Genomic DNA, 23,293 nt, shown 5'->3' with positions numbered 1-23,293 from the left:
CGTGGACTCCGTCGGCCGGAACTGGTAACAGTTCTGGTGTCGACGACATCTGATGGATCATCAGCAACTGTCCCGGGGAGGCAGTCGGTCATGACCGAGCTCGTGGAACACGGACAGCTGTTCATCGGCGGGGAGTTGACCGATCCCCTGGGCAAGGACGTCATCGAGGTGGTCTCCCCGCACACCGAGGAGGTCATCGGCCGTGTACCGCATGCCTCGCGTGAGGACGTAGACCGGGCCGTCGCCGTCGCGCGCCGCGCCTTCGACGAGGGACCCTGGCCGAGGGCGACGCTCGACGAGCGGATCGGGGTCGTGACGAGGATCAAGGACGGTATCGCCGCGCGCCACGAGGAGATCGCCCGCGTGATCTCCTCCGAGAACGGCTCCCCGTACTCCTGGAGCGTCCTCGCGCAGGCGCTCGGCGCGATGATGGTGTGGGACGCGGCGATCACGGTCGCACGGGCCTTCCCCCACGAGGAACGGCGCGACGGCGTCCTCGGGAGGATCCTCGTGCGGCGCGAGCCGGTCGGGGTCGTGGCGGCCGTGGTGCCGTGGAACGTCCCCCAGTTCGTCGCCGCAGCCAAGCTCGCGCCCGCGCTGCTCGCCGGCTGCACCGTGCTGCTCAAGCCGTCGCCCGAGTCCCCGCTCGACGCCTACCTCCTCGGCGAGATCGCCCGGGAGGCAGGGCTGCCGGAGGGCGTGCTGTCGATCCTGCCCGCGGACCGCGAGGTGGGCGAGTACCTCGTCGGCCACCCCGGCGTCGACAAGGTGTCCTTCACCGGCTCGGTGGCGGCGGGCAGGCGCGTGATGGAGGTCGCCTCGCGGAACCTGACACGGGTGACCCTGGAGCTGGGCGGCAAGTCGGCGGCGGTGGTGCTGCCCGACGCGGACGTCGCCGCGGCCGTGGCGGGGATCGTCCCGGCCGCCTGGATGAACAACGGCCAGGCGTGTGTGGCCCAGACCCGCATCCTGCTGCCGCGCTCGCGCTACGACGAGTTCGCCGACGCCCTCGCCGTCGCGGCGGGCGCGCTCGTGGTCGGCGACCCGCTGGACGCTGCCACCCAGGTCGGCCCGCTCGTGGCCGGGCGCCAGCGGCAGCGCAGCCTCGACTACATCCGGATCGGCCAGGAGGAGGGCGCCAAGATCCTCACCGGCGGCGGGCGCCCGTCCGGCCTCGACCGCGGCTGGTATGTGGAGCCGACCCTCTTCGGTGACGTCGACAACTCCATGCGCATCGCCCGCGAGGAGATCTTCGGACCCGTGATCTGTCTGCTGCCCTACAGCGACGAGAGCGAGGCCGTGAGGATCGCGAACGACTCCGAGTACGGGCTCAGCGGCAGTGTGTGGACCGCGGACGTCGAGCACGGCATCGAGATCGCCCGGCAGGTGCGGACCGGCACGTACTCGGTGAACACCTTCAGCCTCGACATGCTCGGCCCCTTCGGCGGCTACAAGAACTCCGGGCTGGGCCGGGAGTTCGGGCCCGAGGGCTACGGCGAGTTCCTGGAGCACAAGATGATCCATCTGCCGGCCGGTTACGGAGAGGCGTAGCGCATGGGCGACCGCTGGCACATCGAGGTCGACCGCACCCTCTGTATCGGCTCCATGCAGTGCGTCCACCGGGCACCCGGCGCCTTCCGCCTCGACTCCGCCCGGCAGTCCCACCCCGTGGCACCGGACACCGACGCGGGTGAGCCGGTCCTTCAGGCGGCGGAGAACTGCCCGGTGGAGGCGATCCTGATCACGCTGGCCGAGAGCGGGGAACCCGTGTTCCCCCAAGAGGACTAGATGTCCGAAATATTCAAAAAATCTTGATTTGGGGTCTTCCATCCTGGATGGCGGCGATTACACTGAGAAGTGCCTACGGGATGAGTGAAGACACTCAACCGGAGTAGCCGACTTCGGCGTGAAGTTTCGATTTCCGCTTGGGCCGACATCGACGGTCGAGTAACGCGTTGGAAGATCGAGAGATCGGAAGACGGTCAGAACTTGTCTCGTAGGTCTTTTCGTGGGCCTTTCCCGCCCCGGCCCGCCGGATCCTCCAGCTCATGCCCGTCCGGCCGGATCCGTGAGGTCGATCAGCCGGCACACCGTCTCGATGTCGATCCTGACCTGGGCGATGGAGGCGCGGCCGGAGAGCCAGGTGATCAGCGCCGAGTGCCAGGTGTGCTCGATCACGCGGACCGCGGCCAGCTGCTCCGGGGTCGGATCCTCCAGACCCATCGCGTCCAGGATGATCGCCGTCGTCTGCCGGGACACCTGGTCCACCTCCGGCGAGACACTGCGGTCCGCGAAGGTCAGCGCACGGACCATCGCGTCGGCGAGATGAGGCTCGCGCTGGAGCGCCCGGAAGGCGCGCATCAGCGTCTCCGCCACCCGCTCCGCCGCCGTCTCCCCGGCCGGCGGCTTCTTCCTGAGCGTGCGGTGCAGATGCTCCAGCTGGTCCTGCATGGTCGCGACCAGCAGATGCACCTTCGACGGGAAGTAGCGGTACAGCGTGCCGAGCGCCACCTGCGAGGACTCCGCGACCTCGCGCATCTGCACCGCGTCGAAACCACCCCGGCCGGCCAGCTGCGCGCTCGCGTGCAGGATCCGGCGGCGGCGCGCCTCCTGCCGCTCGGTGAGCGGAGGTGAGGCCGGCTCCGCCGGTCGCGCGGTACTGGATGGCACCTTGGCTTCCGCTGGCATGGGTCCCGTTCCGTGTTCCGTGACAGTCGGTGAGGGTGAGTGATCAGACAGCATGGCAGGGGTCGTGCCGTGGCGCGAATCACCTGATCCACCGCTCACACTGCCCTTACCTGCCGGTAGATTCAGAGCCTCTTCAACGATCAAGTCTGAAACTTGTTCTAGATTACCGTCCCGTCGTAGTCTCGCGGGAAATGGCAGGGAGAAGGGGCCACGAGTGACCGCTGAGGCCAGGGAGGCAGGGCCCGAGGAGGACTCGGCCGCGGACGGCGACCGCCCGCTGCGCATCGCGCTCCTGACGTACAAGGGAAACCCGTTCTGCGGCGGCCAGGGCGTGTACGTACGGCACCTCTCACGCGAGCTGGCCCGGCTCGGCCACCGGGTCGAGGTCATCGGCGCCCAGCCGTACCCCGTACTGGACGAGGGCGAGGACCTTCAGGGCCTGTCCCTCACCGAACTGCCGAGCCTCGACCTGTACCGCCAGCCCGACCCCTTCCGCACCCCGCGGCGCGAGGAGTACCGGAACTGGATCGATGCCGTCGAGGTCGCGACGATGTGGACCGGCGGCTTCCCCGAGCCGCTGACGTTCTCGCTGCGTGCCGGCCGCCATCTGCGCGCCCGGCGCGGCGACTTCGACGTCGTGCACGACAACCAGACGCTCGGCTACGGGCTGTTGGGCGACGTGGGCGCACCGCTGGTCACCACGATCCATCACCCCATCACCGTGGACCGGCAGCTGGAGCTGGACGCGGCCGAGGGCTGGAAGCGGCGGGCGTCCGTCCGGCGCTGGTACGCGTTCACCCGTATGCAGAAGCGGGTAGCGCGCCGGCTGCCGTCGGTGCTCACCGTCTCCGGCACCTCCCAGCAGGAGATCGTGGACCACCTGGGTGTCTCCCGGGACCGCATCCACGTCGTGCACATCGGCGCCGACACCGACCTCTTCTCGCCGAATCCCTCGGTACCGCAGGTGCCGGGCCGGATCGTGACCACGTCCAGCGCGGACGTGCCGCTCAAGGGACTCGTCTTCCTGATCGAGGCGCTCGCCAAGGTGCGGACCGAGCACCCCGGGGCCCATCTCGTCGTCGTCGGCAAGCGTGCGGAGGACGGCCCGGTCGCGCAGGCGATCGAGCGCTACGGGCTCGAAGGCGCCGTCGAGTTCGTCAAGGGCATCTCGGACGCCGAACTGGTCGACCTGGTGCGCTCGGCCGAGGTGGCGTGCGTGCCGTCGCTGTACGAGGGCTTCTCGCTGCCGGCGGCCGAGGCGATGGCGACCGGTACGCCGCTGGTGGCCACGACCGGTGGCGCGATACCGGAGGTCGCCGGACCCGACGGCGAGACCTGCCTGGCGGTGCCGCCCGGGGACGCCGGCGCACTGGCCGCGGGCCTGAGCCGGCTGCTCGGGGACCCGGAGCTGCGGGCGCGCCTCGGCGCGGCGGGCCGTCAGCGGGTGCTGCGCCACTTCACCTGGGCCAAGGCGGCCCAGGGCACGGTGACGCGCTACCGCGAGGCGATCGCCGCCTCCACCGGTGCGGGCGTCGGTGACTTGCTCGCCACGCCTCCCAGCCGTATCGCGGCCGTGGTGAGGACGGCGGGCGCGCCTTCCGCCGTCTCCGCAGGCAGTGAGGCCGCCGTCGGGGCGACTGCCGCTTCGGTGTCCGACGTCGATTCCAACCGTGAAAGCAGGGCCACGTGCTGACCGTCGACTTCTCCCGGTTCCCGCTCGCCCCGGGCGACCGTGTCCTGGACCTCGGCTGCGGTGCCGGACGGCACGCGTTCGAGTGCTACCGGCGCGGCGCCCAGGTCGTGGCCCTGGACCAGAACGGCGAGGAGATCCGCGAGGTCGCCAAGTGGTTCGCGGCGATGAAGGAGGCCGGCGAGGCCCCCGAGGGCGCCACCGCGACCGCCATGGAGGGCGACGCCCTCGCGCTCCCCTTCCCGGACGAGTCCTTCGACGTCGTGATCATCTCCGAGGTCATGGAGCACATCCCGGACGACAAGGGCGTCCTCGCCGAGATGGTCCGGGTGCTCAAGCCGGGCGGCCGTATCGCGATCACCGTGCCGCGCTACGGCCCCGAGAAGGTCTGCTGGGCCCTGTCAGACGCCTATCACGAGGTCGAGGGCGGCCACATCCGCATCTACAAGGCGGACGAACTCCTCGCGAAGATACGGGAGGCGGGCCTTCGGCCGTACGGCACGCACCACGCGCACGCGCTGCACTCGCCGTACTGGTGGCTGAAGTGCGCGTTCGGCGTCGACAACGACAAGGCGCTGCCGGTACGCGCGTACCACAAGCTCCTCGTCTGGGACATCATGAAGAAGCCGCTCGCCACCCGGGTCGCGGAACAGACCCTGAACCCGTTGATCGGCAAGAGCTTCGTGGCCTACGCGACCAAGCCGCACCTGCCGCGGGTCGCCGAACCGGCAGCGTCCACCGCCGCGTCCTCCGGGCGCTCCGAGGCGGCCGCCAAGTGACGACTCCCCGGACGGAGCACCTCGTCCTGCCCGGGGTCCTCACCGCCGAGCAGGCCGCCGCGACCGTCGGCGGGATCCTCGCCGTGCAGCGGGGGGACGGAGCCATACCGTGGTTCCGCGGGCACCATCTCGACCCGTGGGACCACGTCGAGGCGGCCATGGCACTCGACGCGGCCGGCGAACACACGGCGGCCGAGCGGGCGTACGACTGGCTGGCCCGGCACCAGAACGAGGACGGCTCCTGGTACGCGGCGTACGCCGACGGAGACCCGGAGCACATCACCGACCGCGGCCGGGAGACGAACTTCGTCGCGTACGTGGCCGTCGGCGTCTGGCACCACTACCTGGCCACCGGCGACGACATGTTCCTGGACCGGATGTGGCCGACGGTCTACGCGGCCGTCGAGTTCGTGCTCCGGTTGCAGCAGCCCGGCGGGCAGATCGGCTGGAAGCGCGAGGACGACGGCACGGCCGTCCCGGACGCGCTGCTCACCGGGTGCTCGTCCGTCCACCACGCGCTGCGCTGCGCCCTCGCGATCGCCGAGCAGCGGGAGGAGCCGCAGCCGGACTGGGAGCTGGCGGTGGGCGCGCTGCGGCACGCCATCGGCCGGCACCCCGAACGGTTCCTGGACAAGGGCCGCTACTCGATGGACTGGTACTACCCGGTCCTCGGCGGCGCGGTGGCCGGCGCGGAGGCGAAGGAGCGCATCGAGGCGGACTGGGAGCGCTTCGTGGTGCCCGGACTCGGGGTGCGCTGCGTCGTCCCCAACCCGTGGGTGACCGGGGGCGAGTCGGCCGAACTCGCCCTGGCGCTGTGGGTGATGGGCGAGTCCGACCGCGCGCTGGAGATCCTCCAGTCGATCCAGCACCTGAGGGACCCGGAGACGGGCCTGTACTGGACCGGCTATGTCTTCGAGGACCGGGCGATCTGGCCGCGCGAACTCACCACCTGGACCGCGGGTTCGCTGCTGCTGGCCGTGGCGGCGCTCGGCGGCCACGAGCCGACCTGCGCGGTCTTCGGCGGCGAACGCCTGCCGCGGGGCCTGGACCCGGACTGCTGCGCGTAGTCGGCCCGGGCCCGGACTGCTGCGCCCAGTCGGCCCGGGCCCGGACCTCGGCAGGGAGTGCGGTGGCGCTGAGCGGCGCTTGGGGGGCGTGGCTCAGTGGCGCTGGATGCGGTTGGCGATGGTGTGGCCGATGAAGAGGTAGACCACGGCGGCCAGACCGTACCCGGCGACCACCCGGGCCCAGGCCTTGTTGAACGTGAACAGGTCACGCGACCAGCCCGCCAGCCACTGGGCGGTGTCGTGGACGAACCGCACCAGGGCGTTGCCCGGGTTCGCGTCCAGCAGATACATCAGGATCCACAGGCCCAGGATGAGGGCCATGACATCGGCGACGACCGCTATGACCGTCCCGGCTTGATTGGCACCGTTGCGATATCGAGGGGACATGCTCTCCGGATTGCCCGTCGGCCTGTGTTGAAACGTACTGGGGGTCCTGGAGGCCTTGTGGGACAAGGGTTTCACCCGATCAGCCGCGCCGGGGCGGCGCTCCGCGGCGGGGCGGGTGAGGCTGCCGGTGGAGCCGTTCGCCCTGGTTGACCCGGAGGACCCCTGTGCCCGTGCCGATACGCGCCCTCGCCCCCCTTCTCGCGCTGTGCAGCACCCTGTTCGTCGGCGCCGCCGCCTGCGGGAGCGGCAGCGCCACCCGGCAGGTGGCCGCCTACATCACGGTCCCCTCGCCGGCCCCGAGCACCCAGGCGCAGCGGCAGAAACTCGCCAAGTCCCGGTTCGCGCTGAGCGCGGGGCTCGCGGCCGGGGCGATCCAGCAGTGGATCGTGAAGCCGTGGAAGGCCGGTGCGTTCGCCGACGGCGCGCAGGGACGCACGGCCACGCTGCTCAAGGCGGGCCTCGCGGGCACCTTCGCCTACGACCGGCTCAAAGGCGCGCGGTACAACGCCCAGGGCGACCCCGCGCTGGCCCGGGCCCTCGCCCCGGTCAGCGCGTCCGTCGACGCCCTCAAGCATCTGCCGGGCAAGCTCCGCCGGGGCGACGCCTCGGCCGTCGCCGCCTTCGACGCCGTCATCCGCAAGGTGAAGGCCGCGGGCAAGAGCGCGGGCGCCCCCGTACACAACCAGGTGCCGTCGGGGCCCCAGCTCGCACGGGGCTGACCATCTCGACGGGACGGGCAGTCCCACCGGGATGAAGCGGACCGGTCGACGGTTGGGACGCAGGCCAGGGCCGTAGCGAGACTGCCGGTCTCGGGGGAAACCGATGCGACTACCCGGTCGCTTCCGTCGTTGCGTGCATCCACGTCAGCCTCGCCGCCTCGTCATCGCGAAAGGCCGCCACCTCGCGGCAGCGCTGGCTCATCACGAATTCGCCGAGCGGCAGGCACAGGTCCATGCGCTGAATGCACACGCCGACCATGAACGGGCCGTCGGCAGCCCGGTACAGGCGGACGCCGTAGTACCCCTCCTGGCAGTCGTCGGGGTTGTTGAACCGGCAGTCGGCGCACGTCTCGGGCAGGCGCACGGGACGGATGCTCTTCGCGTACAGGGTTCGCCCGTCCGGCAGGCGATACCGCACCCGCTGGTCTGAGGCACCCGCGGTCAGGATCCGCCGAACCGGTACAGCACCGAGGTGATCCACCACAGCCTGCATGGCTTCGAGGGAGGCACCGTCGTCCTCCAGCGAGACAAGCATGCGGACCACAACAGCACGGCCGTGTCGCTCGATGATGCGGAGCACGCGGTCCACGTGACGGCGGTCGGGCACCACGATGTTCGCCGAGACCTTGATCCCGTTGGTGGCCGCGGCCTCGATCGTCGCGTCGAGGGCGGCGAGCTTGCGCTCCGCGAGCTTCGGGGAGGCGAGCCGCGGAGCCTGCACGGCGACGAGTTCGGCCGGAGTGGTGCCGAACACGGACAGGTTGATGCGGTCAAGGCCAGCCGTGGCGCAGTCAGTCATGACTGCGGCGCCGTTCTCCCCGTTCGAGGTGAGTCCGACCGTGAGTCCGAGGCGCCTGGCGATGGCGATCAGGTGGGGCAGGTTGGGGTGCAACGTCGGTTCGCCGCCGGTGAAGTGAACTTCTTCGTCGGCAGGCTGCCGCGCACGGCGGCGAGGGCCAGGGCGAAGTCGGCGTCGGCGGCGATCCGGGCCGGCAGGAAGTCGGCGCCGTTGGTGCGGAGGTAGATGGAGACGCATCCGGAGCGGCCCGGCGCAGCGACGGGGGGTTCCCTCGTTGTGGCAGAACGAGCAGGCGAGGCCGCAGGCGTCGATGATCTTCACGCGCAGGGTGCGGTCCGGTTTCACCTCCACCGGCAGATTCCTCAGTTCATGCATGGTGCCCCCTCTCCGGGCCGGCCGGGACACCGCGCCCCGGCCGGAGTAGCGGGCGCCGGCCTACTCGAAGCGCAGGTCAGCGATGGAGTCCAGGTCAATGCCGTACAGGCTGTAGACCTTCGTGGTGTCGATGGAGGTGAGGTGGTCGCGGTCAATGCCCAACGCTGCGGCGGACGCCCATACCGGTCGTGCGAGTGCCGTCGGCCTCGGTGATGAGCAGTGCGATTTTCGCAGGGTCGACGTCGAGGGCTTTCGCTTCGAACTCAATGCCTGCCATGGGGCCTCCGATCGTTGGACGTCGCTGATGCCTCAACGACCGTGCAGCGTAGGGGGCCGCACAGCGTTGCCTGATCGCGATGTCCTCGCGGGCGGGGTGACCGGTTGCCGTTCGGCGTCGGCTGCTGCCGCTGGCCTCGCTGCTTGTTACGGATGCGGTTTGAGTGCCTGCATGGTGGTGACGAGTGCGGTTTCGGTGGCGAGCCAGTGCTCTCCCGTCGCTATGAGGGCGAGCTTGTCCAACTCCCATGCGTTGCGTACAAGGTCTGGGTGTGCGGAGCAGTCGGCGAGCCACGCGTCCCCGGCCTCGTACACCTCGGCGAAGCGCATCCGTGTGGCCATGACCGGGACGTTAGGGAAGCAGGCAGCATGTTGCGCGTTGCGCGCGACCACACCCTCAAGTGTTCAGCTCGGCCAGCACGCGGAGGGTGTGCGGGTCGGGGGACAGGGCCAGCAGATCCGTGACCGGGCCCTTGCGCCACAGCTCCAGGCGTTCGGCGATCCGCCGGCGCGGTCCGACGAGGGAGATCTCGTCCGCGAAGGCGTCGGGCACGGCGAGCACCGCCTCCTCCCGCCGGCCCTCCAGGAACAGCCGCTGGATCCGGTGCGCCTCCTCCTCGTAGCCCATGCGCGCCATGAGGTCGGCATGGAAGTTGCGCCCGCCCGTCGCCCGGCCGCCGCCCCCGATGGAGTGCTCCGTGCGTCCCTGCATCGGGCCCATCCCGCCGATGTAGAAGCCGAGCATCGCCTTCACCGGCAGCAGTCCCTCGGCCACGTCGTCGCAGACCTTGACCCGGGCCATCGGCGCGACGAGGAAGCGGCTAGGTCCTGTCGTCGAACTCCCGTCGTCCGCCCGGAGGGCGGGCCCTGCGGCGTCAGGTGCGTGCTCTCGGCGTGCCGCGCGCGGGCCCTCGTACTGGATGCACTCGGGACTGTGCGGGGTGCGGCAGTGGGGGCACCGCCCGCGCGAGCGAGGCCGAGCGTGGAGGAGCGTGCATGGCGTCGCGGGGCAGTCGGGAGTTTGACGACAGGGCCCAGGCCTCCCCTCCCCGCCGGTCTCCCGCAGCAGCCCGGCCAGCGACGCCTCGTACACCTCCGGACGGGTCGGCGACCAGTACAGCGGCAGCCAGCCGTCCGCGATCCGTACCGTCTGCGCTACGTTCCTCGGGCCCTCCGCGCCCAGCAGGACGGGAAGGCCCGCCCGCAGCGGATGCGTGATCGGCTTCAGCGGTTTCCCGAGCCCGGTGCCGTCCGCGCCCCGGTACGGCAGCGCGTGGAAGCGGCCGTCCAACGTCACCGGGCCCTCGCGCCGCAGCACTTGGCGGACCACGTCGACGTACTCCCTGGTCGCGGTCAGCGGGGAGGCGGGGAACGGCCGTCCGTACCATCCCTCGACGACCTGCGGCCCCGACAGACCGAGGCCGAGCATCATCCGGCCGCCGGAGAGGTGGTCGAGGGTGAGTGCGTGCATCGCCGTGGCGGTGGGGGAGCGGGCCGCCATCTGGGCGACCGCCGTCCCCAGCTTGATCCTCGACGTCCGCGCGGCGATCCAGGTCAGCGGGGTGAAGGCGTCCGAGCCCCAGGACTCGGCGGTCCACACGGAGTCATAGCCGAGCCGTTCGGCCTCCCGCGCCAGCGTGAGATGGTCCGCCGCGGGGCCGCGGCCCCAGTAGCCGAGCGCGAGTCCGAGCCGCATCACGCCTCCAGACGTCCATGGCTGACGGTACGTCAGCACCCTGTCGGAGGTGCGACTGTACGACGACGGCCCCCCGCCCGGAAGGGCGAGGGGCCGTGCGGAAGCGGTCGGAACTCTCAGCCGCGCTGGATGCCGCTCGTGTCCTGGAGCACGCCGCGTCGGCCGTCCTGCGTCTGCGCGACCAGGCCCGGGCCCCGCTGCTCGACGGCCAAGTACCAGGTGCCGGGCGCCAGTTCGGCGATCGGCGTGGGCGAGCCGTCCTCCGCGTACAGCGGACGCGGCACCGGGACGGCGAACCAGAACGGGGAGAACTCCGCGGCGGGCGCCGGCTGCGGCTGGCCGCCGTAGGCCTGCGTCTGCTGGGGCGGGCCGCCGTAAGGCTGCTGCTGCTGGGCGCCCGGGTAGCCGTAGCCGACCGACGGCTGTGTGCCGTAGGGCTGGGGTGCGGCGGGCTTGGGGGCGGGGATCAGGGCGGCCTGCAGGGCCGGGAGAAGCGGGGTGGCGATGGCCGCGGCGGCCAGGACGAGGGCGGCGATGAAGCCGAGGATGAGACCGGCGCCCGCGTCGGTGGCGTCGATCAGCGTCCACAGCAGCACCCACGCGGCGGCGACGGTGAGCGCGGTCCCGAAGGCTCCCAGCTCCAGGCCCGCGACCTTGCGCGGGGCGGGAAGCAGACGGGCGAACACGACGAGCCCGCCGCCGATCACCCCGGCCATGTAGATGCCGAGCCCGAGCCCGAGGTCGTCCCAGGCGTTGGGAATGTCGAGCCGGGAGCAGATCGCGCCGACGTTGCCGCAGCCGGTGAGATCGAGGAACGACGCGATGAACAGCAATACCGCTGCTCCGATCACCACGCCGTCGCCTCTAGTGAGGGAGCGGATATTCACTTCGGGTCCTTCGTCTGTCGTCTCGTCATCGGTGGAGGCGTCGCTGTCACCATGTCGCCCTCGGGCCGCGGTGTGAAGCGCGCGGGCGGCCCCTCATCGTAGGGACGACACTATCGTCCGCCCGGCCGGGGTGTCCGCCGGGCCCGGGCAGGTGAGAGCTACCCCCGCAGGAAACTCACGATTCCCTCAGAGATCCCCTGCGCCGCCTTCTGCCGCCACGCGCCGCTCGTCAGCAGTGCGGAGTCCTTGCTGTCGCGCATGTTGCCGCACTCGATGAACACCTTCGGAACGGTGGACAGGTTGAGGCCCCCGAGATCGCTGCGTACGACCAGACCGGTGCCCTTGCCCAGGTAGTTGGAGAGGGGGCTGCCGGTGACGTGGTTGAAACCGTCCCTGATGCGGGTGCCCAGGTCGCGCGAGGGGCCCACGATGGGGCGGGTGTCCGCGGAACCCTGGTGCAGCGAGGCCGGCAGGATGACGTGGAAGCCGCGGTCGCCCTGCGGTGCACCGTCCGCGTGGATGGAGACGGCCGCGTCCGCGTGCGCCGTGTTGCCGATGTACGCCCGCTCGTCCACGCACGGCCCCCACGCGCGGTCGCCGTCCTGGGTGAACTTCACGGTCGCGCCCTGCTGTTCGAGGATCGTGCGCAGTCTGCGCGCCACGTCCAGCGTGAACCGGGCCTCGGTGTAACCGGAGTTGGTGGACGTGCCGGTGGTGTCGCACTCTTTGCGGTTGGTACCGATGTCCACCTTGCGATTGATCTCGGTGGTGTGCCGGAAGTTGCCGGGGTTGTGGCCCGGGTCGATGAGGACGACCTTGCCCTTGAGCGAGCCGGACCCGGCGGTCGCGGGAGGGCCGGTGAGCTTGCCGTCGTCCGCCGGCGAGTCCGCGGCGGCGGGCGGACCCGTCCGGGGCGCCGCACCGGCCGGTGTGCCGCCGCTGTCCGCGACCGCCTCGTAGACCAGCCAGCCGAGCAGCGCGGCCGGTACCAGCGCGGCGGCGGCGATCATCAGCGGTCCGCGTCGGGGGCGGCGGGGCTCGGGGGCATCGAAGTCCGGTCCAACGTACGACATGCCCGCCACTTTATGGTCTGCCGTCGGGCCGGGCCTTCTTTCGGGCTCGATACGAGGCCACATTGGTCCTGTTGCCGCAGGTGGCGTACGAGTGCCAGCGCTGGGTGCGGCTGCGCGTGGTGTCGTAGAACACGCGTTGGCAGCCCTCGTTGTCGCAGACGCGGAGGCGGGACCATGTGCCGTCGGCCATGAGGTCGGCCACCGCGCGGGTGATGCCACCGACAACGGGATCACCGCTCACCTGCCGCAGCTGCACCTTGCCGGGCACCGAGAAGTCCTGGCTCAGTGCGACCGAGGATGCGCGTTCGGTGAGCTCTGCCCGACGGGCTGCCGCCTCCGCGCTGTCCGGCGCGGACAAGAGGCCCATGAGGATCGTGCGCAGGCTGCGGACCTCGGCGATGCGCTCCGGCGTCGGCGCCACCGTGTCGGGCAGGCCGAGCGGGCGCAAGGCCGCGCTTGCCTCCTCGGTGGTGTGCAGCGTCTCCGGAAACAGATGGTCGGCGCCGTGCGGCCGGGTGTTGAGCAGGGCCACGATCGCCGCGGCGGCCGGGGGGATCTGCCGCGCAGGGTCTGTTTCTTCGTTCCTGGCCACACGGGCACCCTAGCACATGGTCTATTTCTTGAAGGCCATTACATCTCGATGGTCGGCGTGCTAGAACGTAATGGTCTACATGTGAATGAGTATTACGTCCTGAGAGGACAAGGAAATGAGCGAGATCAAGCCCCGATTCCGCACGATCGACGGACTGTCCGTCCGGTACGCCGAGAGCGACGGGCCCCGCGAGCGCGACGCGCTGCTGCTGAGCCCGTGGCCGGAAAGCCTGTACTCCTACGACGCGACCTGGTCGAAGCTCGCCGGGCACGCGCACCTGATCGCGGTGGACCTGCCGGGATTCGGGCATTCCGAGCTCCGGCAGGACCTGCTGTCCCCCACGGCGATGGGCGACTTCATCGTGCGGATCATCGACGCGTTCGGGCTGACGAAGCCGCATGTCGTGGGCCCGGACATCGGCACGGCCGCGTCACTGTTCGCCGCGGCCCGGCACCCGGACCGGCTCCGGAGCCTGGTCGTGGGCACCGGCGGGGCGGCGGTTCCCCTGAAGCTGGGGAGTCCCCTGAACGAATGGGTGCACGACGAGGACCTGGCCCCGTACCGGGCCCTGGCCCCCAAGGCCGCCGTGACAGCCGCGATCGGCAACATCCACGGCTACGAGCTGCCGGAGGTCGTACGCGAGGACTACCTGGCGTCCTACGCGGGCGGGCGATTCGTCGACCAGCTGCCCTACGTCCGTGCGTATCCGGCCGAGTTGCCGATCCTCGGCGACCTGCTGCACACCGTCGAGACGCCGGTCCAGATCATCGCCGGCCGCAACGACCCGGTGGTGCCGGTGGAGAACGCCGAGTACCTCCACGAGCGCCTGCCCCACAGCAAGCTCCACATCCTCGACGCGGGCCACTTCGTCTGGGAGGAAGGCGCGGACGCCTACGCCGAGGTCGTCACCGACTGGTGGCAGGCGAACTGATCTCCGGTCGCAGCACTAGCCGCGCGCAGCGCTCGCGGCCCGCGTTCGCCGCAGGACGCGCAGCGAGTCGGTCGCGGAGACCTCCGTGAAGTCGCCGGAGCCGAGGGCCCTGAGGTAGACGCGGTAGGGGGCCTGGCCGGTGAACTCGTCCTCCGGCTCCGGGAAGACGTCGTGGATGACGAGCAGACCGTCCTGGACCACATGGCGGGCCCAGCCCTCGTAGTCGGCGCTCGCGTGCTCGTCCGTGTGGCCGCCGTCGATGAAGACGAGGCCGAGCGGGCTGTTCCAGACCGCGGCCACCTGCGGCGAACGGCCGACGAGCGCGACCACGTGGTCCTCCAGGCCCGCCTTGTGCAGGGTGCGCCGGAAGGTGGGCAGGGTGTCCATCAGGCCGACCTCGGCATCGACCGTCTCCGGGTCGTGGTAGTCCCAGCCGGGCTGCTGCTCCTCGCTGCCGCGGTGGTGGTCGACCGTGAGGGCGGTGACCCCGGCGGCGCGGGCCGCGTCCGCGAGCAGGATCGTGGAGCGCCCGCAGTAGGTGCCGACCTCCAGCAGGGGCAGCCCCAGCCGCCCGGCCTCGACGGCGGCCGAGTACAGCGCGAGCCCCTCGCGCAGCGGCATGAACCCCTTCGCGGCCTCGAACGAGGCCAGGATCTCGGGGGAGGGCGCCGCGGGCATGGGGGTCCTTTCGGTCGTACGTGCGGGCAGGCGCGTACCGCGACGAAGGCGCCGCACGGACCTGTAGGCGCCCCATGCTGCCGCACCCCCCGTCGCGCCGGCGACGGGGGGTGCGGACGGGCGCTGCGGTCAGGCCGAGACGGTCTCGGCCGGCAGGGACAGATCCAGGTCCACCGGGCGCTCCTCGCCCGGGTGGGTGGCCGACGAGGCGTGCGGGGCGTGGCCCACGGCCCGCGCGGCCACGACATAGGGGCCCCGCGCCGGCACGGCCAGCACATAGCTGCCGTCCTCCGCGGAGAGCGTGGCACCCGCCTGGCGGCCCCGGCGGTCGATCAGGGTGACCTTGGCGCGGGCGACCGGGGAGCCCCCGGCGTCCAGCACCCGGCCGCGGAAGCCCCGCAGGATCTCCTCGGCCCGCTCCAGGTTGGCGTCCTCCTCGCTGCTCGCGCGCAGCTGCGTCCTGGTCGAGGGGCGCTGCCCGGGCAGGAACAGGGCGAGCACCAGGCCGAGCGTCACCGCACCGGTCGCGATCAGGAAGGAGAGGCGGAAGCCGTGCATGGTCGGGATCGCCAGGCCGCCCACATGCTGCGCGGTGTTGGCGAGCACCATGCCGATGACGGCGCTGGAGACCGAGGTGCCGATGGAACGCATCAGGGTGTTCAGACCGTTGGCCGCGCCCGTCTCCGAGGCCGGGACCGCGCCGACGATCAGCGCGGGCAGCGAGGAGTAGGCGAGACCGATGCCCGCGCCGAGGATCACCGAGGTGATGACGGTCTGCCAGGGGGCGTCCATCAGGCCGAGGCCGCCGCCGTAGCCGATCGCGATGATGAGCAGGCCCATGATCAGGGTGACCTTGGGGCCGAAGCGGGCGGAGAGACGGGCGTAGACCGGCGCGGTGAACATCATCGTCAGGCCGAGCGGGGCCGCGCACAGGCCCGCGACGACCATCGACTGGCCGAGGCCGTAGCCGGTGGCGGCGGGCAGCTGGAGCAGCTGCGGCAGGACGAGCGAGACGACGTAGAACGAGACGCCGACCATGATCGAGGCGAGGTTGGTGAGCAGCACCTCGCGGCGGGCGGTGGTGCGCAGATCGACCAGCGGGGCGGCCACGCGCAGCTCGAACACGCCCCACAGCAGGAGGACCACGACGGACGCGGCGAACAGGCCGAGCGTGGTGCCGGACGACCAGCCCCAGTCGCTGCCCTTGGTGATCGGCAGCAGGAGCAGCACCAGACCGACGGACAGGCCGATGGCGCCCGGCAGGTCGAAGGAGCCCTCGGCGCGGGCCGGGGACTCCGGCACGACGAGCAGGGTGAGAACGATCGAGAGGGCGCCCAGTCCGGCGGCGCCGAAGAACAGGGCGTGCCAGTCGGCGTGCTCGGCGACCAGGGCCGCCGCGGGCAGCGCGAGTCCGCCGCCGACGCCGATCGAGGAGCTCATCAGGGCCATCGCCGAGCCGAGCCGCTCGCGGGGCAGCATGTCGCGCATCAGGCCGATGCCCAGCGGTATCGCGCCCATCGCGAAGCCCTGGAGCGCACGGCCGACGATCATCGGCAGCAGGGCGTCGGTGAACCCGCTGACCAGGGCGCCGATCACCATCACGGCCAGGCTGGCGAGCAGCATCCGCCGCTTGCCGTAGAGATCGCCGAGGCGGCCCATGATCGGGGTGGCCACGGCGCCCGCCAGGAGGGTGGAGGTCAGGACCCACGTGGCGTTGCTGGGCGAGGTGCCCAGCAACTGGGGCAGATCCTTGATGACAGGGACCAACAGGGTCTGCATCACCGCGACCACGATGCCCGCGAAGGCGAGTACCGGCACAAGCGCGCCGGAGGGCCCCCGGGTGGGCTGGTCGGTCGTCGTGTGCGTCATGGGGTGGGGCCTCCAGGCCGGAAGTGAAGAGGTACGGACGAGGTCGGTTCGACGGGATCCGCGTGCCATAAGTGCCGGGTAAACCTCGTATGCACAGGCAACTATTCCGTTGCTTTGGCCCGCTAACGAATTCTTGACCATCTCGTGATGACCTGACCCATCGTCAGGCAATCCGCACCGCCGCGGCTCTCACAGCCACCCCTGCTGACGGGCCTCCCGCATCGCCTCCATGCGGTTGCGGGTGCCCGTCTTGCCGATGGCGGAGGAGAGGTAGTTGCGCACGGTGGACTCGGAGAGGTGGAGCTTCGCGGCGATGTCGGCGACCGTCGCCCCGTCCACGGACGCCTTCAGGACATCGCACTCGCGCGCGGTCAGCGGATTCGGCTTGGCGCTCAGCGCCGCCACGGCCAGCGCCGGATCGATGACGGTCTCACCGGCGAGTACCCGCCGGATCGCGGCTGCCAACTCCTCCACCGGGCCGTCCTTCACCAGGAACCCCGCGGCCCCCGCCTCCATGGCGCGGCGCAGATAGCCGGGCCGGCCGAAGGTGGTGAGGATCAGCACCCGGCAGCCCGGGGCCTGTTCGCGCAGCACGGCCGCCGCGTCCAGGCCGCTCATGCCCGGCAGTTCGATGTCCAGCAGGGCCACATCGGGGCGATGGGTCAGCACGGCGTCCACGATCGCGTCGCCCGCCGCGACCTGTGCGACGACCTCGATGTCCGCCTCCATGCCGAGCAGCAGGGCGAGGGCGCCGCGCATCATGCCCTGGTCCTCGGCGAGCAGGACACGGACGGACGGGGCGGACCGGTGGTCCCGTGGCATCTCGTTCACGGCCCAATCCTAGGGAAACACCGCACCGTTGTGATCCCTGCATCTTGACGGACCGTAAAGCCGGGAAAACAATCGGCTCGGCATTCGGCGCCTGTCTTTGTCGTTCCTGTGCCGATCCCGCCTCCCCGTTTTGTTCGGCATTTCAGATCCGGGAATCGTTCGGTATCTCGTCCGAACAATGTCCGGTATTTCGACCACGCATCTGTGCCGCGCCACCCAGAACACCCCGCACCGCCCTGCACGCAACGAAAGGAAAACACCGTGTTCTTACGACTCCGCAGTGCCGTGATGGCCGCGCTCGCGGCAGTGGCAGCCGTCGTCATGCTCGCCGCCGGCGCGCCCGGGGCCGCCGCCGGCGGCTCGCTCCCGTGCGACATCTACGCCGCCGCTGGCACACCCTGCGTCGCCGCGCACAGCCTCGTCCGGGCGCTGTACTCGGCGTACGACGGCCCGCTCTACCAGGTGCAGCGCGCCGCGGACGGCGCGACGGCGAACATCGGCCTGCTGTCGGCCGACGGCTACGCCGACGCGGCCGCCCAGGACTCCTTCTGCGCCGGGACGACCTGCCTCATCACCAAGATCTACGACCAGTCCGCCCGCCACAACGACCTCACCGTCGAGGGCGCCGGCGGCGCGGGCGCGGCCGATGTCGGCGCGCCCGCGGACGCGCTGCCGGTGACCGTCGGCGGCCACCAGGTCTACGGCCTGGAGATCTCGGCCGGCATGGGCTACCGGGACAACTCGACCTCGGGGGTCGCGGTCGACGGGCAGGCCGAGGGGATGTACATGGTGACCTCCGGCACCCATGTGAACGGCAGATGCTGCTTCGACTACGGCAACGCCGAGACCAACAACCTGGACACCGGCAACGGCCACATGGACGCCATCAACTTCGGCACCGAGTGCTGGTTCGCGCCCTGCTACGGCCAGGGCCCCTGGGTACAGGCCGATCTGGAGAACGGGCTGTTCCAGTCGGATTCCGGCTACAGCAAGAACATGGCGAACACCGGCACGGGTCCGTTGCCGTTCGTGACCGCACTGCTCAAGAACAACGGCCAGGACCATTTCGCGCTGAAATACGGTAATTCCCAGACCGGTGCGCTCACGACGACGTATTCCGGCCCCGAACCGAGCGTCAACGGCGGCGGCTACTCACCCATGAGGCAGGAGGGCGCGATCGTCCTGGGCACGGGCGGCGACAACAGCAACGGCTCCATCGGGTCCTTCTTCGAGGGCGTGATGACCGCCGGCATCCCGACGGACGCGGCCGACAACGCCGTGCAGGCGAACATCGTCTCCGTCGGCTACGGCGGCCCGACCGGCTCCACCGGCTCGCTGACCCCGGGCTCGGAGATCTCGCTGCGCGCGACCACCTCCTGCTGCACCGGTGACTACATCCGCCACCAGGACGACGCGGCGGTCATCTCCTCGGTGACGTCGAGCAGCTCGGCCCTCGACAAGAACGACGCCACCTGGATCGTCCGCCGCGGCCTCGCCGACAGCTCCTGTGTGTCCTTCGAGTCCAGGAACTACCCGGGCGACTTCCTCCGGCACCAGAACTTCCGGCTCTACCGGCAGCCCATGAACGGCACCGCGCTGTTCCGGGCCGACGCCACGTTCTGCCCGGTGACCGGGAAGAGCGGCACCGGGACGTCGTTCGCGTCCTACAACTACCCGGGCAGGTATCTGCGCCACTACGACCACGGCCTCTACCTCGCCAGTGACGGCGGCTCCAACACCTGGGACAGCGCCACCTCGTGGACGGACGACGTGAGCTGGGCGGTCACGTCGCCCTGGGCGCCGTAGACAGCGACGCCTCCACCGGCTCCGCGGGACGCTCGCCGTCCACGGGGAGCTCGGCGGTGACCGTGAAGCCGCCGCGCGGCGACGGGCCGGCCCGCAGGGAGCCGCCCGCCGTCGCGAGGCGTTCGGTCAGGCCCTGCAGACCGGTGCCGCCGACACCCTCCGGGGCGGGCTGCGCGGGCGCCCCGGCCCCGTCGTCGTCGACCGTCAGAAGCACGCGTTCGGGGGTGCCCTCGATGGTGATCCGGCAGTGGCCGGCACCGCTGTGGCGCACCGCGTTGGTGACCGCCTCGCGCACCACCCAGCCGAGCAGGGCCTCCGCCTGGGGGGCCAGCGGAGGGCCCGACCGGCGTACGCGGGGTTCGATGCCGGCGGCGGTGAGGGCCGAGCGGGCCCGGTCCAGTTCCGTGGCCAGGCTGCCCTGGCGGTAGCCCGTCACCGCCTCACGGATCTCGGTGAGCGCCTGACGGCCGACCGACTCGATGTCCGTGACCTGCGCGAGCGCCGCATCCAGGTCCCTGGAAGCCAGCCGGCGGGCCGCCTCCGACTTCACGACGATCACTGAGAGGGTGTGGCCGAGCAGGTCGTGCAGATCGCGGGAGAAGCGCAGCCGCTCCTCCTCGACCGCGCGCCGGGCCAGCTCCTCGCGGGCGGCGCGCAGGTCCCGTACCGCCTCGGACAGGGAGAGGATCGCGGCCGTCACCATGGTCGAGATCCAGGTGGCGTAGCCGATGTTCACGCCGTTCCAGCCGTCGCGGAAGCAGCTGACGACCCCCGCCAGCACGGCGACCGCCGTGCCGTAGGCACGCAGGTGCCCGCGCAGGACCGCACCCGTCGCGAGCCCGAGGAGCGGGAAGAACAGCAGCCAGGTACCGCCGTAACCGATGGCGAGTCCGCAGGTCACCACGGCCATCAGGCCGAGGGCCACCCGGGTGGAGCGGGCCTCGCGCGCCTCCTTCGAGAAGGCGCGGAACGCCACGTAGATGTAGAGCGAGTTGAAGGTGAACAGGCCGAGGCCGCCGATCCACGGGTTCGGGGTCTTGCCCTGGAAGATGTTCGAGAAGGCCCCCATCCCCATCAGCAGCCAGGGCAGCAGGGTGAAGCCGCTGGGCGGCGGGCCCGGGTTCTCCGGGAGCTTCCCGGCCTTGCGTGCCGCCCGGTACTCGGCCTTCAGACGGGTCTTGTCCGCCTGGTAGCACCGCTGGAGCTCCCGGCCCTCCCGCGCAGCCGACCGCCACGCGTCCCATCCCCGCGAGACCTTGCGCATCCAGGACATCTCTCTCCCCGTTCAGCTGGTCGCCGCGCTCCGGCGGTACGACAGCACAGCGTACGAACCGAAGGCTCCCAGCCAAACGGTCAGGATCAGGACCGCGGTGAGCGCCGGGGCGTGCCCGTCGGCGACCGCCGTGCCGAGCTGCGCGAAACGATGGGTCGGGGTGTACGCGGACAGGGTGCGCAGCCAGTCGGGAAACAGGGTGACCGGGAACCACAGACCGCCGAGCACCGCGAGCCCCAGATTGCACACCATGTTGGTCACGCCCGTGGTCTGCGCGGTCATCCGGTAGCCGTTGCCGAGCCCGAGCAGGGTGAAGGGCAGCGAGCCGAGCCACAGCAGCAGCGCGATCGCCGCCCACTGCCAGGCGGCCAGCCGCACCCCGTTGACCAGGCCGCCCGCCACGAGCACCGCGACGATCGCGGGCAGGACCGTCACCGCACCGGTCAGGGCCCGGCCGACGACGACCTGGCGCGGGGTCATCGGGGTCACCCTCAGCTGCCGCAGCCAGCCGATGGCCCGGTCCTCGGCGACCCCGCCGCCGGTGTTCAGCGCCGAGCCGACCGCGCCGTAGGCCGCCATGCCCACCATGGACGTCGTCTTCCAGGCGCCGTCGCTGGCACCGATGTTGGTGAACAGCAGGTACATCATCACCGGCATCGCGACCCCGCCGATCACAAAGCCCACGTCGCGCAGGGTCCGGTGCACCTCAAGCCGCAGGTAGTCCCACATCACACCGTCTCCCTCTCGCGTGCCGTCAGGGCCAGGAACGCGTCGTCCAGCGACGCCGGGGCGACCTCCAGGCCGCGTATCGCGCCCAGCTGGGCGAGGGCGATCACCGTCGCGTCGGAGTCGTCGGTGCGCAGCAGCGCCCGGTCCCCGCGCACCTGAACCGACCGCACGCCGGGCAGCAGGTCCAGCCCGTCGGTGGCACGGCCCGCCAGGTCGATCGAGACCAGGTTGCCGCCCGCGGACCGCCGCAGGTCCTCGCCCGTGCCGTCCGCCACGATCCGGCCGCCGTCGATGACGAGGATCCGGTCGGCGTACGCGTCCGCCTCCTCCAGATAGTGCGTGGAGAACAGAACGGTGCGACCGCCCCGGGCGTAGGCCCGCATCGAGTCCCAGAAGGCGTGCCGCGCCTCCACGTCCAGGGCCGCCGTCGGCTCGTCCAGCACGAGCAGCGACGGGTTCCCGGCGAGCGCCACCGCGAACCGCACCCGCTGTGTCTGCCCGCCGGAGAGCCGGTCCACGCGCCGACCCGCCAGCTCGGTGATCCCGGCCAGCTCCAGCGCCCGGTTCACGGGCAGCGGGTCGGGGTAGCGTCCGGCCACGAAGGACACCAGCTCGCGGACGGTGACACGGGGCACGGCCCGCGCCTCCTGGAGCATGGCGCCCACCCGGCCCGCGCGCACCGCCCGTTCCGGGGAGGTGCCGAACAGCTCCACCGTGCCCGTGTCGGGCCCGTTCAGGCCCAGCAGCAGCGAGATCGTGGTCGACTTGCCGGCGCCGTTGCGGCCGAGGAGGGCGACCGTCTCGCCCGTCCCGATCTCCAGGTCGACACCGTCGACGGCGCGTACGGTGCCGTAGGTCTTGACCGCCCCCGTGAAGGACACGGCAGGCGGTGTCCCGGTCTTCTTCGTCATGTCCCCGACGCTACGGGCTGCCCAGGTGCGACCGGCAGATGCTGTTGTACGGACCCGGGCAGGACAAATGTCACGGCCGACGGGGCCGACGCGGTGCCGCCGACCGAGCTGACACTGCGTCAGGAGGCTTCACAAGCACGGGGCCCTGGGCTATACAGAGGTCTGCCGTACTGGAACGCGTTCTAGAACGGACGGGTTCCCTCGGCCCCGTGACGACCCCGGTGCGGCCGACGGTGCGGACGGCCGCACCGGGGTCATCCCCGCGACTGTCAGGAGCCCCATGCCCATCGACGCAGCCAAGGCCCTCGCCGCAGAACCGCGCTCCGGCGAGATCACCTGGGACCACAAGGACGTCCAGCTGTACCACCTGGGCATCGGCGCGGGCGCCCGCCCCGACAAGGACAGCCCGGCCACCGACCCCGACGAGCTGCGCTACACCCTGGAGTCCCGGCTGCACGTCCTGCCGAGCTTCGCCACCGTCGCCGGCGCCGGCTCGCCCGCCGTGATCCGCGGGCTGTCCCTGCCCGGCATCGAGGTCGACCTCGCCCGCGTCCTGCACGGCGGCCAGTCCCTGACCGTGCACCGCCCCCTGCCCGTCGCGGGCACCGCCACCGCCACCAGCCGCATCACCGCCGTGTACGACAAGGGCAAGGCGGCCGTCCTAGTGATGCGCACCGAGGTCGCCGACTCCGACGGCCCGCTGTGGACCAACGACTCCCAGATCTTCGTACGAGGAGAGGGCGGCTGGGGCGGCGACCGCGGCCCCTCCGCCGGACTCGGCACACCCACCGGCGAGCCCGACCGGACCGTCGAACGGCCGCTGCGCGAGGACCAGGCCCTTCTCTACCGCCTCTCCGGCGACTGGAACCCGCTGCACGCCGACCCCGAGTTCGCGAAGCTCGCCGGATTCGAACGGCCCATCCTGCACGGCCTGTGCACCTACGGCGTCACGCTCAAGGCCGTCGTCGACACCCTGCTCGACGGCGATGTGACCCGGGTGCGCTCCTACGCCACGCGCTTCGCCGGGGTCGTGTACCCCGGCGAGACCCTGCGCATCCGTATGTGGCGGCGGGACGGCGCGGTGCGGGTGGCCGTGAGCGCCGTCGAGCGGGACGACGCGCCCGTCCTCGCCGACACCGTTGTCGAGCACGTCTGAGTGGAGCACGTCCGAGTGCCGGCGTCGTCGTTGAGCGCGCCTGAGTACCGGCGTCGTCGTTCAGCACGCCGGGGTGCCGGC

Annotated in this window: 24 protein-coding genes; 9 read left to right on the top strand and 15 right to left on the bottom strand. The window is 71.2% G+C overall.

Translation table 11 applies throughout. The features are described 5' to 3' along the window. The first annotated feature begins 90 nt into the window (after window positions 1–90). On the top strand, window positions 91–1,551 hold the full coding sequence (locus AB0L95_RS13375; protein WP_365161316.1) for an aldehyde dehydrogenase: 1,461 nt from the start codon (window positions 91–93) through the stop codon (window positions 1,549–1,551). Between the two features lie 3 nt (window positions 1,552–1,554). Further along, window positions 1,555–1,788: a ferredoxin gene (locus AB0L95_RS13370; protein ID WP_365161314.1), complete on the top strand. Its 234-nt coding sequence runs from the start codon at window positions 1,555–1,557 to the stop codon at window positions 1,786–1,788. A gap of 258 nt (window positions 1,789–2,046) precedes the next feature. On the opposite strand, the gene AB0L95_RS13365 is transcribed toward AB0L95_RS13370, so the two are convergent. Beyond that, window positions 2,047–2,688: a TetR family transcriptional regulator gene (locus AB0L95_RS13365; RefSeq protein ID WP_365161312.1), complete on the bottom strand. Its 642-nt coding sequence runs from the start codon at window positions 2,686–2,688 to the stop codon at window positions 2,047–2,049. 214 nt (window positions 2,689–2,902) lie between these two features. Here AB0L95_RS13365 and AB0L95_RS13360 point away from each other — a divergent pair, with 214 nt between their 5' ends. From AB0L95_RS13360 to AB0L95_RS13350, 3 genes are read left to right on the top strand one after another with little or no spacing between them, the layout of a single operon-like run. Then, the gene (locus AB0L95_RS13360; RefSeq protein WP_365161310.1) at window positions 2,903–4,381 is read left to right on the top strand and encodes a glycosyltransferase family 4 protein; all 1,479 of its coding nucleotides are present in this window, start codon (window positions 2,903–2,905) and stop codon (window positions 4,379–4,381) included. Next, complete coding sequence (locus AB0L95_RS13355; protein WP_365161308.1) at window positions 4,375–5,157, top strand: class I SAM-dependent methyltransferase; 783 nt, start codon at window positions 4,375–4,377, stop codon at window positions 5,155–5,157. The genes AB0L95_RS13360 and AB0L95_RS13355 overlap by 7 nt, the downstream gene beginning before the upstream one ends. Continuing rightward, a complete protein-coding gene (locus AB0L95_RS13350; protein ID WP_365161306.1) occupies window positions 5,154–6,224 on the top strand; it encodes a prenyltransferase/squalene oxidase repeat-containing protein in 1,071 nt (356 codons plus the stop codon). Before AB0L95_RS13355 ends, AB0L95_RS13350 begins: the two co-directional genes overlap by 4 nt. Window positions 6,225–6,317: 93 nt before the next feature. Here the strand turns inward: AB0L95_RS13350 and AB0L95_RS13345 are convergent, their stop codons facing one another. Next, a complete protein-coding gene (locus AB0L95_RS13345; RefSeq protein ID WP_365161305.1) occupies window positions 6,318–6,611 on the bottom strand; it encodes a hypothetical protein in 294 nt (97 codons plus the stop codon). A gap of 170 nt (window positions 6,612–6,781) precedes the next feature. Between AB0L95_RS13345 and AB0L95_RS13340 the strand changes: the two genes are divergently transcribed. Next, window positions 6,782–7,330 (top strand): hypothetical protein, encoded by a 549-nt coding sequence (locus AB0L95_RS13340; RefSeq protein WP_365161303.1) that lies wholly within the window; start codon window positions 6,782–6,784, stop codon window positions 7,328–7,330. Between the two features lie 109 nt (window positions 7,331–7,439). Here the strand turns inward: AB0L95_RS13340 and AB0L95_RS13335 are convergent, their stop codons facing one another. From AB0L95_RS13335 to AB0L95_RS13305, 7 genes are all read right to left on the bottom strand, one after another. After that, window positions 7,440–8,450, bottom strand: a complete 1,011-nt coding sequence (locus AB0L95_RS13335) for a radical SAM protein (RefSeq protein WP_365161301.1) — start codon at window positions 8,448–8,450, stop codon at window positions 7,440–7,442. Between the two features lie 205 nt (window positions 8,451–8,655). After that, complete coding sequence (locus tag AB0L95_RS13330; protein ID WP_365161300.1) at window positions 8,656–8,781, bottom strand: hypothetical protein; 126 nt, start codon at window positions 8,779–8,781, stop codon at window positions 8,656–8,658. 146 nt (window positions 8,782–8,927) lie between these two features. Next, complete coding sequence (locus tag AB0L95_RS13325) at window positions 8,928–9,122, bottom strand: hypothetical protein (protein WP_365161298.1); 195 nt, start codon at window positions 9,120–9,122, stop codon at window positions 8,928–8,930. Between the two features lie 55 nt (window positions 9,123–9,177). Continuing rightward, window positions 9,178–10,476: an LLM class flavin-dependent oxidoreductase gene (locus AB0L95_RS13320; RefSeq protein WP_365161296.1), complete on the bottom strand. Its 1,299-nt coding sequence runs from the start codon at window positions 10,474–10,476 to the stop codon at window positions 9,178–9,180. Between the two features lie 116 nt (window positions 10,477–10,592). After that, window positions 10,593–11,363 (bottom strand): DUF5336 domain-containing protein, encoded by a 771-nt coding sequence (locus AB0L95_RS13315; protein ID WP_365161294.1) that lies wholly within the window; start codon window positions 11,361–11,363, stop codon window positions 10,593–10,595. Between the two features lie 158 nt (window positions 11,364–11,521). Beyond that, a complete protein-coding gene (locus AB0L95_RS13310) occupies window positions 11,522–12,436 on the bottom strand; it encodes an N-acetylmuramoyl-L-alanine amidase (protein ID WP_365161292.1) in 915 nt (304 codons plus the stop codon). A 10-nt stretch (window positions 12,437–12,446) separates the two neighbouring features. Beyond that, a complete protein-coding gene (locus AB0L95_RS13305; protein ID WP_365161290.1) occupies window positions 12,447–13,028 on the bottom strand; it encodes a CGNR zinc finger domain-containing protein in 582 nt (193 codons plus the stop codon). A gap of 115 nt (window positions 13,029–13,143) precedes the next feature. Between AB0L95_RS13305 and AB0L95_RS13300 the strand changes: the two genes are divergently transcribed. Beyond that, entirely contained in the window at window positions 13,144–13,959 is an 816-nt protein-coding gene (locus AB0L95_RS13300; protein WP_365161288.1) for an alpha/beta hydrolase, read from the top strand. 15 nt (window positions 13,960–13,974) lie between these two features. Here the strand turns inward: AB0L95_RS13300 and AB0L95_RS13295 are convergent, their stop codons facing one another. The 3 genes from AB0L95_RS13295 to AB0L95_RS13285 form a co-directional block, all read right to left on the bottom strand. Continuing rightward, window positions 13,975–14,637, bottom strand: coding sequence for a class I SAM-dependent methyltransferase (locus AB0L95_RS13295; RefSeq protein ID WP_365161286.1), 663 nt, complete (start codon window positions 14,635–14,637; stop codon window positions 13,975–13,977). A 129-nt stretch (window positions 14,638–14,766) separates the two neighbouring features. After that, a complete protein-coding gene (locus tag AB0L95_RS13290; RefSeq protein WP_365161285.1) occupies window positions 14,767–16,506 on the bottom strand; it encodes an MFS transporter in 1,740 nt (579 codons plus the stop codon). 189 nt (window positions 16,507–16,695) lie between these two features. Continuing rightward, entirely contained in the window at window positions 16,696–17,328 is a 633-nt protein-coding gene (locus tag AB0L95_RS13285; RefSeq protein ID WP_365161488.1) for a response regulator transcription factor, read from the bottom strand. 330 nt (window positions 17,329–17,658) lie between these two features. Here AB0L95_RS13285 and AB0L95_RS13280 point away from each other — a divergent pair, with 330 nt between their 5' ends. Further along, entirely contained in the window at window positions 17,659–19,143 is a 1,485-nt protein-coding gene (locus AB0L95_RS13280; protein WP_365161487.1) for an alpha-L-arabinofuranosidase B, read from the top strand. Here the strand turns inward: AB0L95_RS13280 and AB0L95_RS13275 are convergent. From AB0L95_RS13275 to AB0L95_RS13265, 3 genes are read right to left on the bottom strand one after another with little or no spacing between them, the layout of a single operon-like run. Further along, window positions 19,121–20,416 (bottom strand): sensor histidine kinase, encoded by a 1,296-nt coding sequence (locus AB0L95_RS13275; protein WP_365161284.1) that lies wholly within the window; start codon window positions 20,414–20,416, stop codon window positions 19,121–19,123. The genes AB0L95_RS13280 and AB0L95_RS13275 overlap by 23 nt on opposite strands. A 12-nt stretch (window positions 20,417–20,428) precedes the next feature. After that, entirely contained in the window at window positions 20,429–21,145 is a 717-nt protein-coding gene (locus tag AB0L95_RS13270; protein WP_365161282.1) for an ABC transporter permease, read from the bottom strand. Further along, on the bottom strand, window positions 21,145–22,056 hold the full coding sequence (locus tag AB0L95_RS13265; protein ID WP_365161280.1) for an ABC transporter ATP-binding protein: 912 nt from the start codon (window positions 22,054–22,056) through the stop codon (window positions 21,145–21,147). The genes AB0L95_RS13270 and AB0L95_RS13265 overlap by 1 nt, the downstream gene beginning before the upstream one ends. Before the next feature lie 280 nt (window positions 22,057–22,336). Here AB0L95_RS13265 and AB0L95_RS13260 point away from each other — a divergent pair, with 280 nt between their 5' ends. Further along, entirely contained in the window at window positions 22,337–23,212 is an 876-nt protein-coding gene (locus AB0L95_RS13260; RefSeq protein ID WP_365161278.1) for a MaoC/PaaZ C-terminal domain-containing protein, read from the top strand. Window positions 23,213–23,293 lie beyond the last annotated feature (81 nt).

The sequence above is a fragment of the Streptomyces sp. NPDC052036 genome, from assembly GCF_040680495.1.
Taxonomy (GTDB): Bacteria; Actinomycetota; Actinomycetes; order Streptomycetales; family Streptomycetaceae; genus Streptomyces.
The sequence above is the reverse complement of the archived record's forward strand: the minus strand, read 5'-3'. Positions and strand labels throughout refer to the sequence as shown.

Excerpts from the sequence above, each read along its gene's own strand:
- AB0L95_RS13370 (WP_365161314.1), top strand. The coding sequence starts at position 1,555 with ATGGGCGACCGCTGGCACATCGAGGTCGACCGCACCCTCTGTATCGGC.
- AB0L95_RS13290 (WP_365161285.1), bottom strand. The coding sequence starts at position 16,506 with ATGACGCACACGACGACCGACCAGCCCACCCGGGGGCCCTCCGGCGCG.
- AB0L95_RS13310 (WP_365161292.1), bottom strand. The coding sequence starts at position 12,436 with ATGTCGTACGTTGGACCGGACTTCGATGCCCCCGAGCCCCGCCGCCCC.
- AB0L95_RS13265 (WP_365161280.1), bottom strand. The coding sequence starts at position 22,056 with ATGACGAAGAAGACCGGGACACCGCCTGCCGTGTCCTTCACGGGGGCG.
- AB0L95_RS13270 (WP_365161282.1), bottom strand. The coding sequence starts at position 21,145 with ATGTGGGACTACCTGCGGCTTGAGGTGCACCGGACCCTGCGCGACGTG.
- AB0L95_RS13260 (WP_365161278.1), top strand. The coding sequence starts at position 22,337 with ATGCCCATCGACGCAGCCAAGGCCCTCGCCGCAGAACCGCGCTCCGGC.
- AB0L95_RS13300 (WP_365161288.1), top strand. The coding sequence starts at position 13,144 with ATGAGCGAGATCAAGCCCCGATTCCGCACGATCGACGGACTGTCCGTC.
- AB0L95_RS13330 (WP_365161300.1), bottom strand. The coding sequence starts at position 8,781 with ATGGCAGGCATTGAGTTCGAAGCGAAAGCCCTCGACGTCGACCCTGCG.
- AB0L95_RS13375 (WP_365161316.1), top strand. The coding sequence starts at position 91 with ATGACCGAGCTCGTGGAACACGGACAGCTGTTCATCGGCGGGGAGTTG.
- AB0L95_RS13275 (WP_365161284.1), bottom strand. The coding sequence starts at position 20,416 with ATGTCCTGGATGCGCAAGGTCTCGCGGGGATGGGACGCGTGGCGGTCG.
- AB0L95_RS13345 (WP_365161305.1), bottom strand. The coding sequence starts at position 6,611 with ATGTCCCCTCGATATCGCAACGGTGCCAATCAAGCCGGGACGGTCATA.
- AB0L95_RS13325 (WP_365161298.1), bottom strand. The coding sequence starts at position 9,122 with ATGGCCACACGGATGCGCTTCGCCGAGGTGTACGAGGCCGGGGACGCG.
- AB0L95_RS13280 (WP_365161487.1), top strand. The coding sequence starts at position 17,659 with ATGCTCGCCGCCGGCGCGCCCGGGGCCGCCGCCGGCGGCTCGCTCCCG.
- AB0L95_RS13365 (WP_365161312.1), bottom strand. The coding sequence starts at position 2,688 with ATGCCAGCGGAAGCCAAGGTGCCATCCAGTACCGCGCGACCGGCGGAG.
- AB0L95_RS13320 (WP_365161296.1), bottom strand. The coding sequence starts at position 10,476 with ATGCGGCTCGGACTCGCGCTCGGCTACTGGGGCCGCGGCCCCGCGGCG.
- AB0L95_RS13285 (WP_365161488.1), bottom strand. The coding sequence starts at position 17,328 with ATGCCACGGGACCACCGGTCCGCCCCGTCCGTCCGTGTCCTGCTCGCC.
- AB0L95_RS13295 (WP_365161286.1), bottom strand. The coding sequence starts at position 14,637 with ATGCCCGCGGCGCCCTCCCCCGAGATCCTGGCCTCGTTCGAGGCCGCG.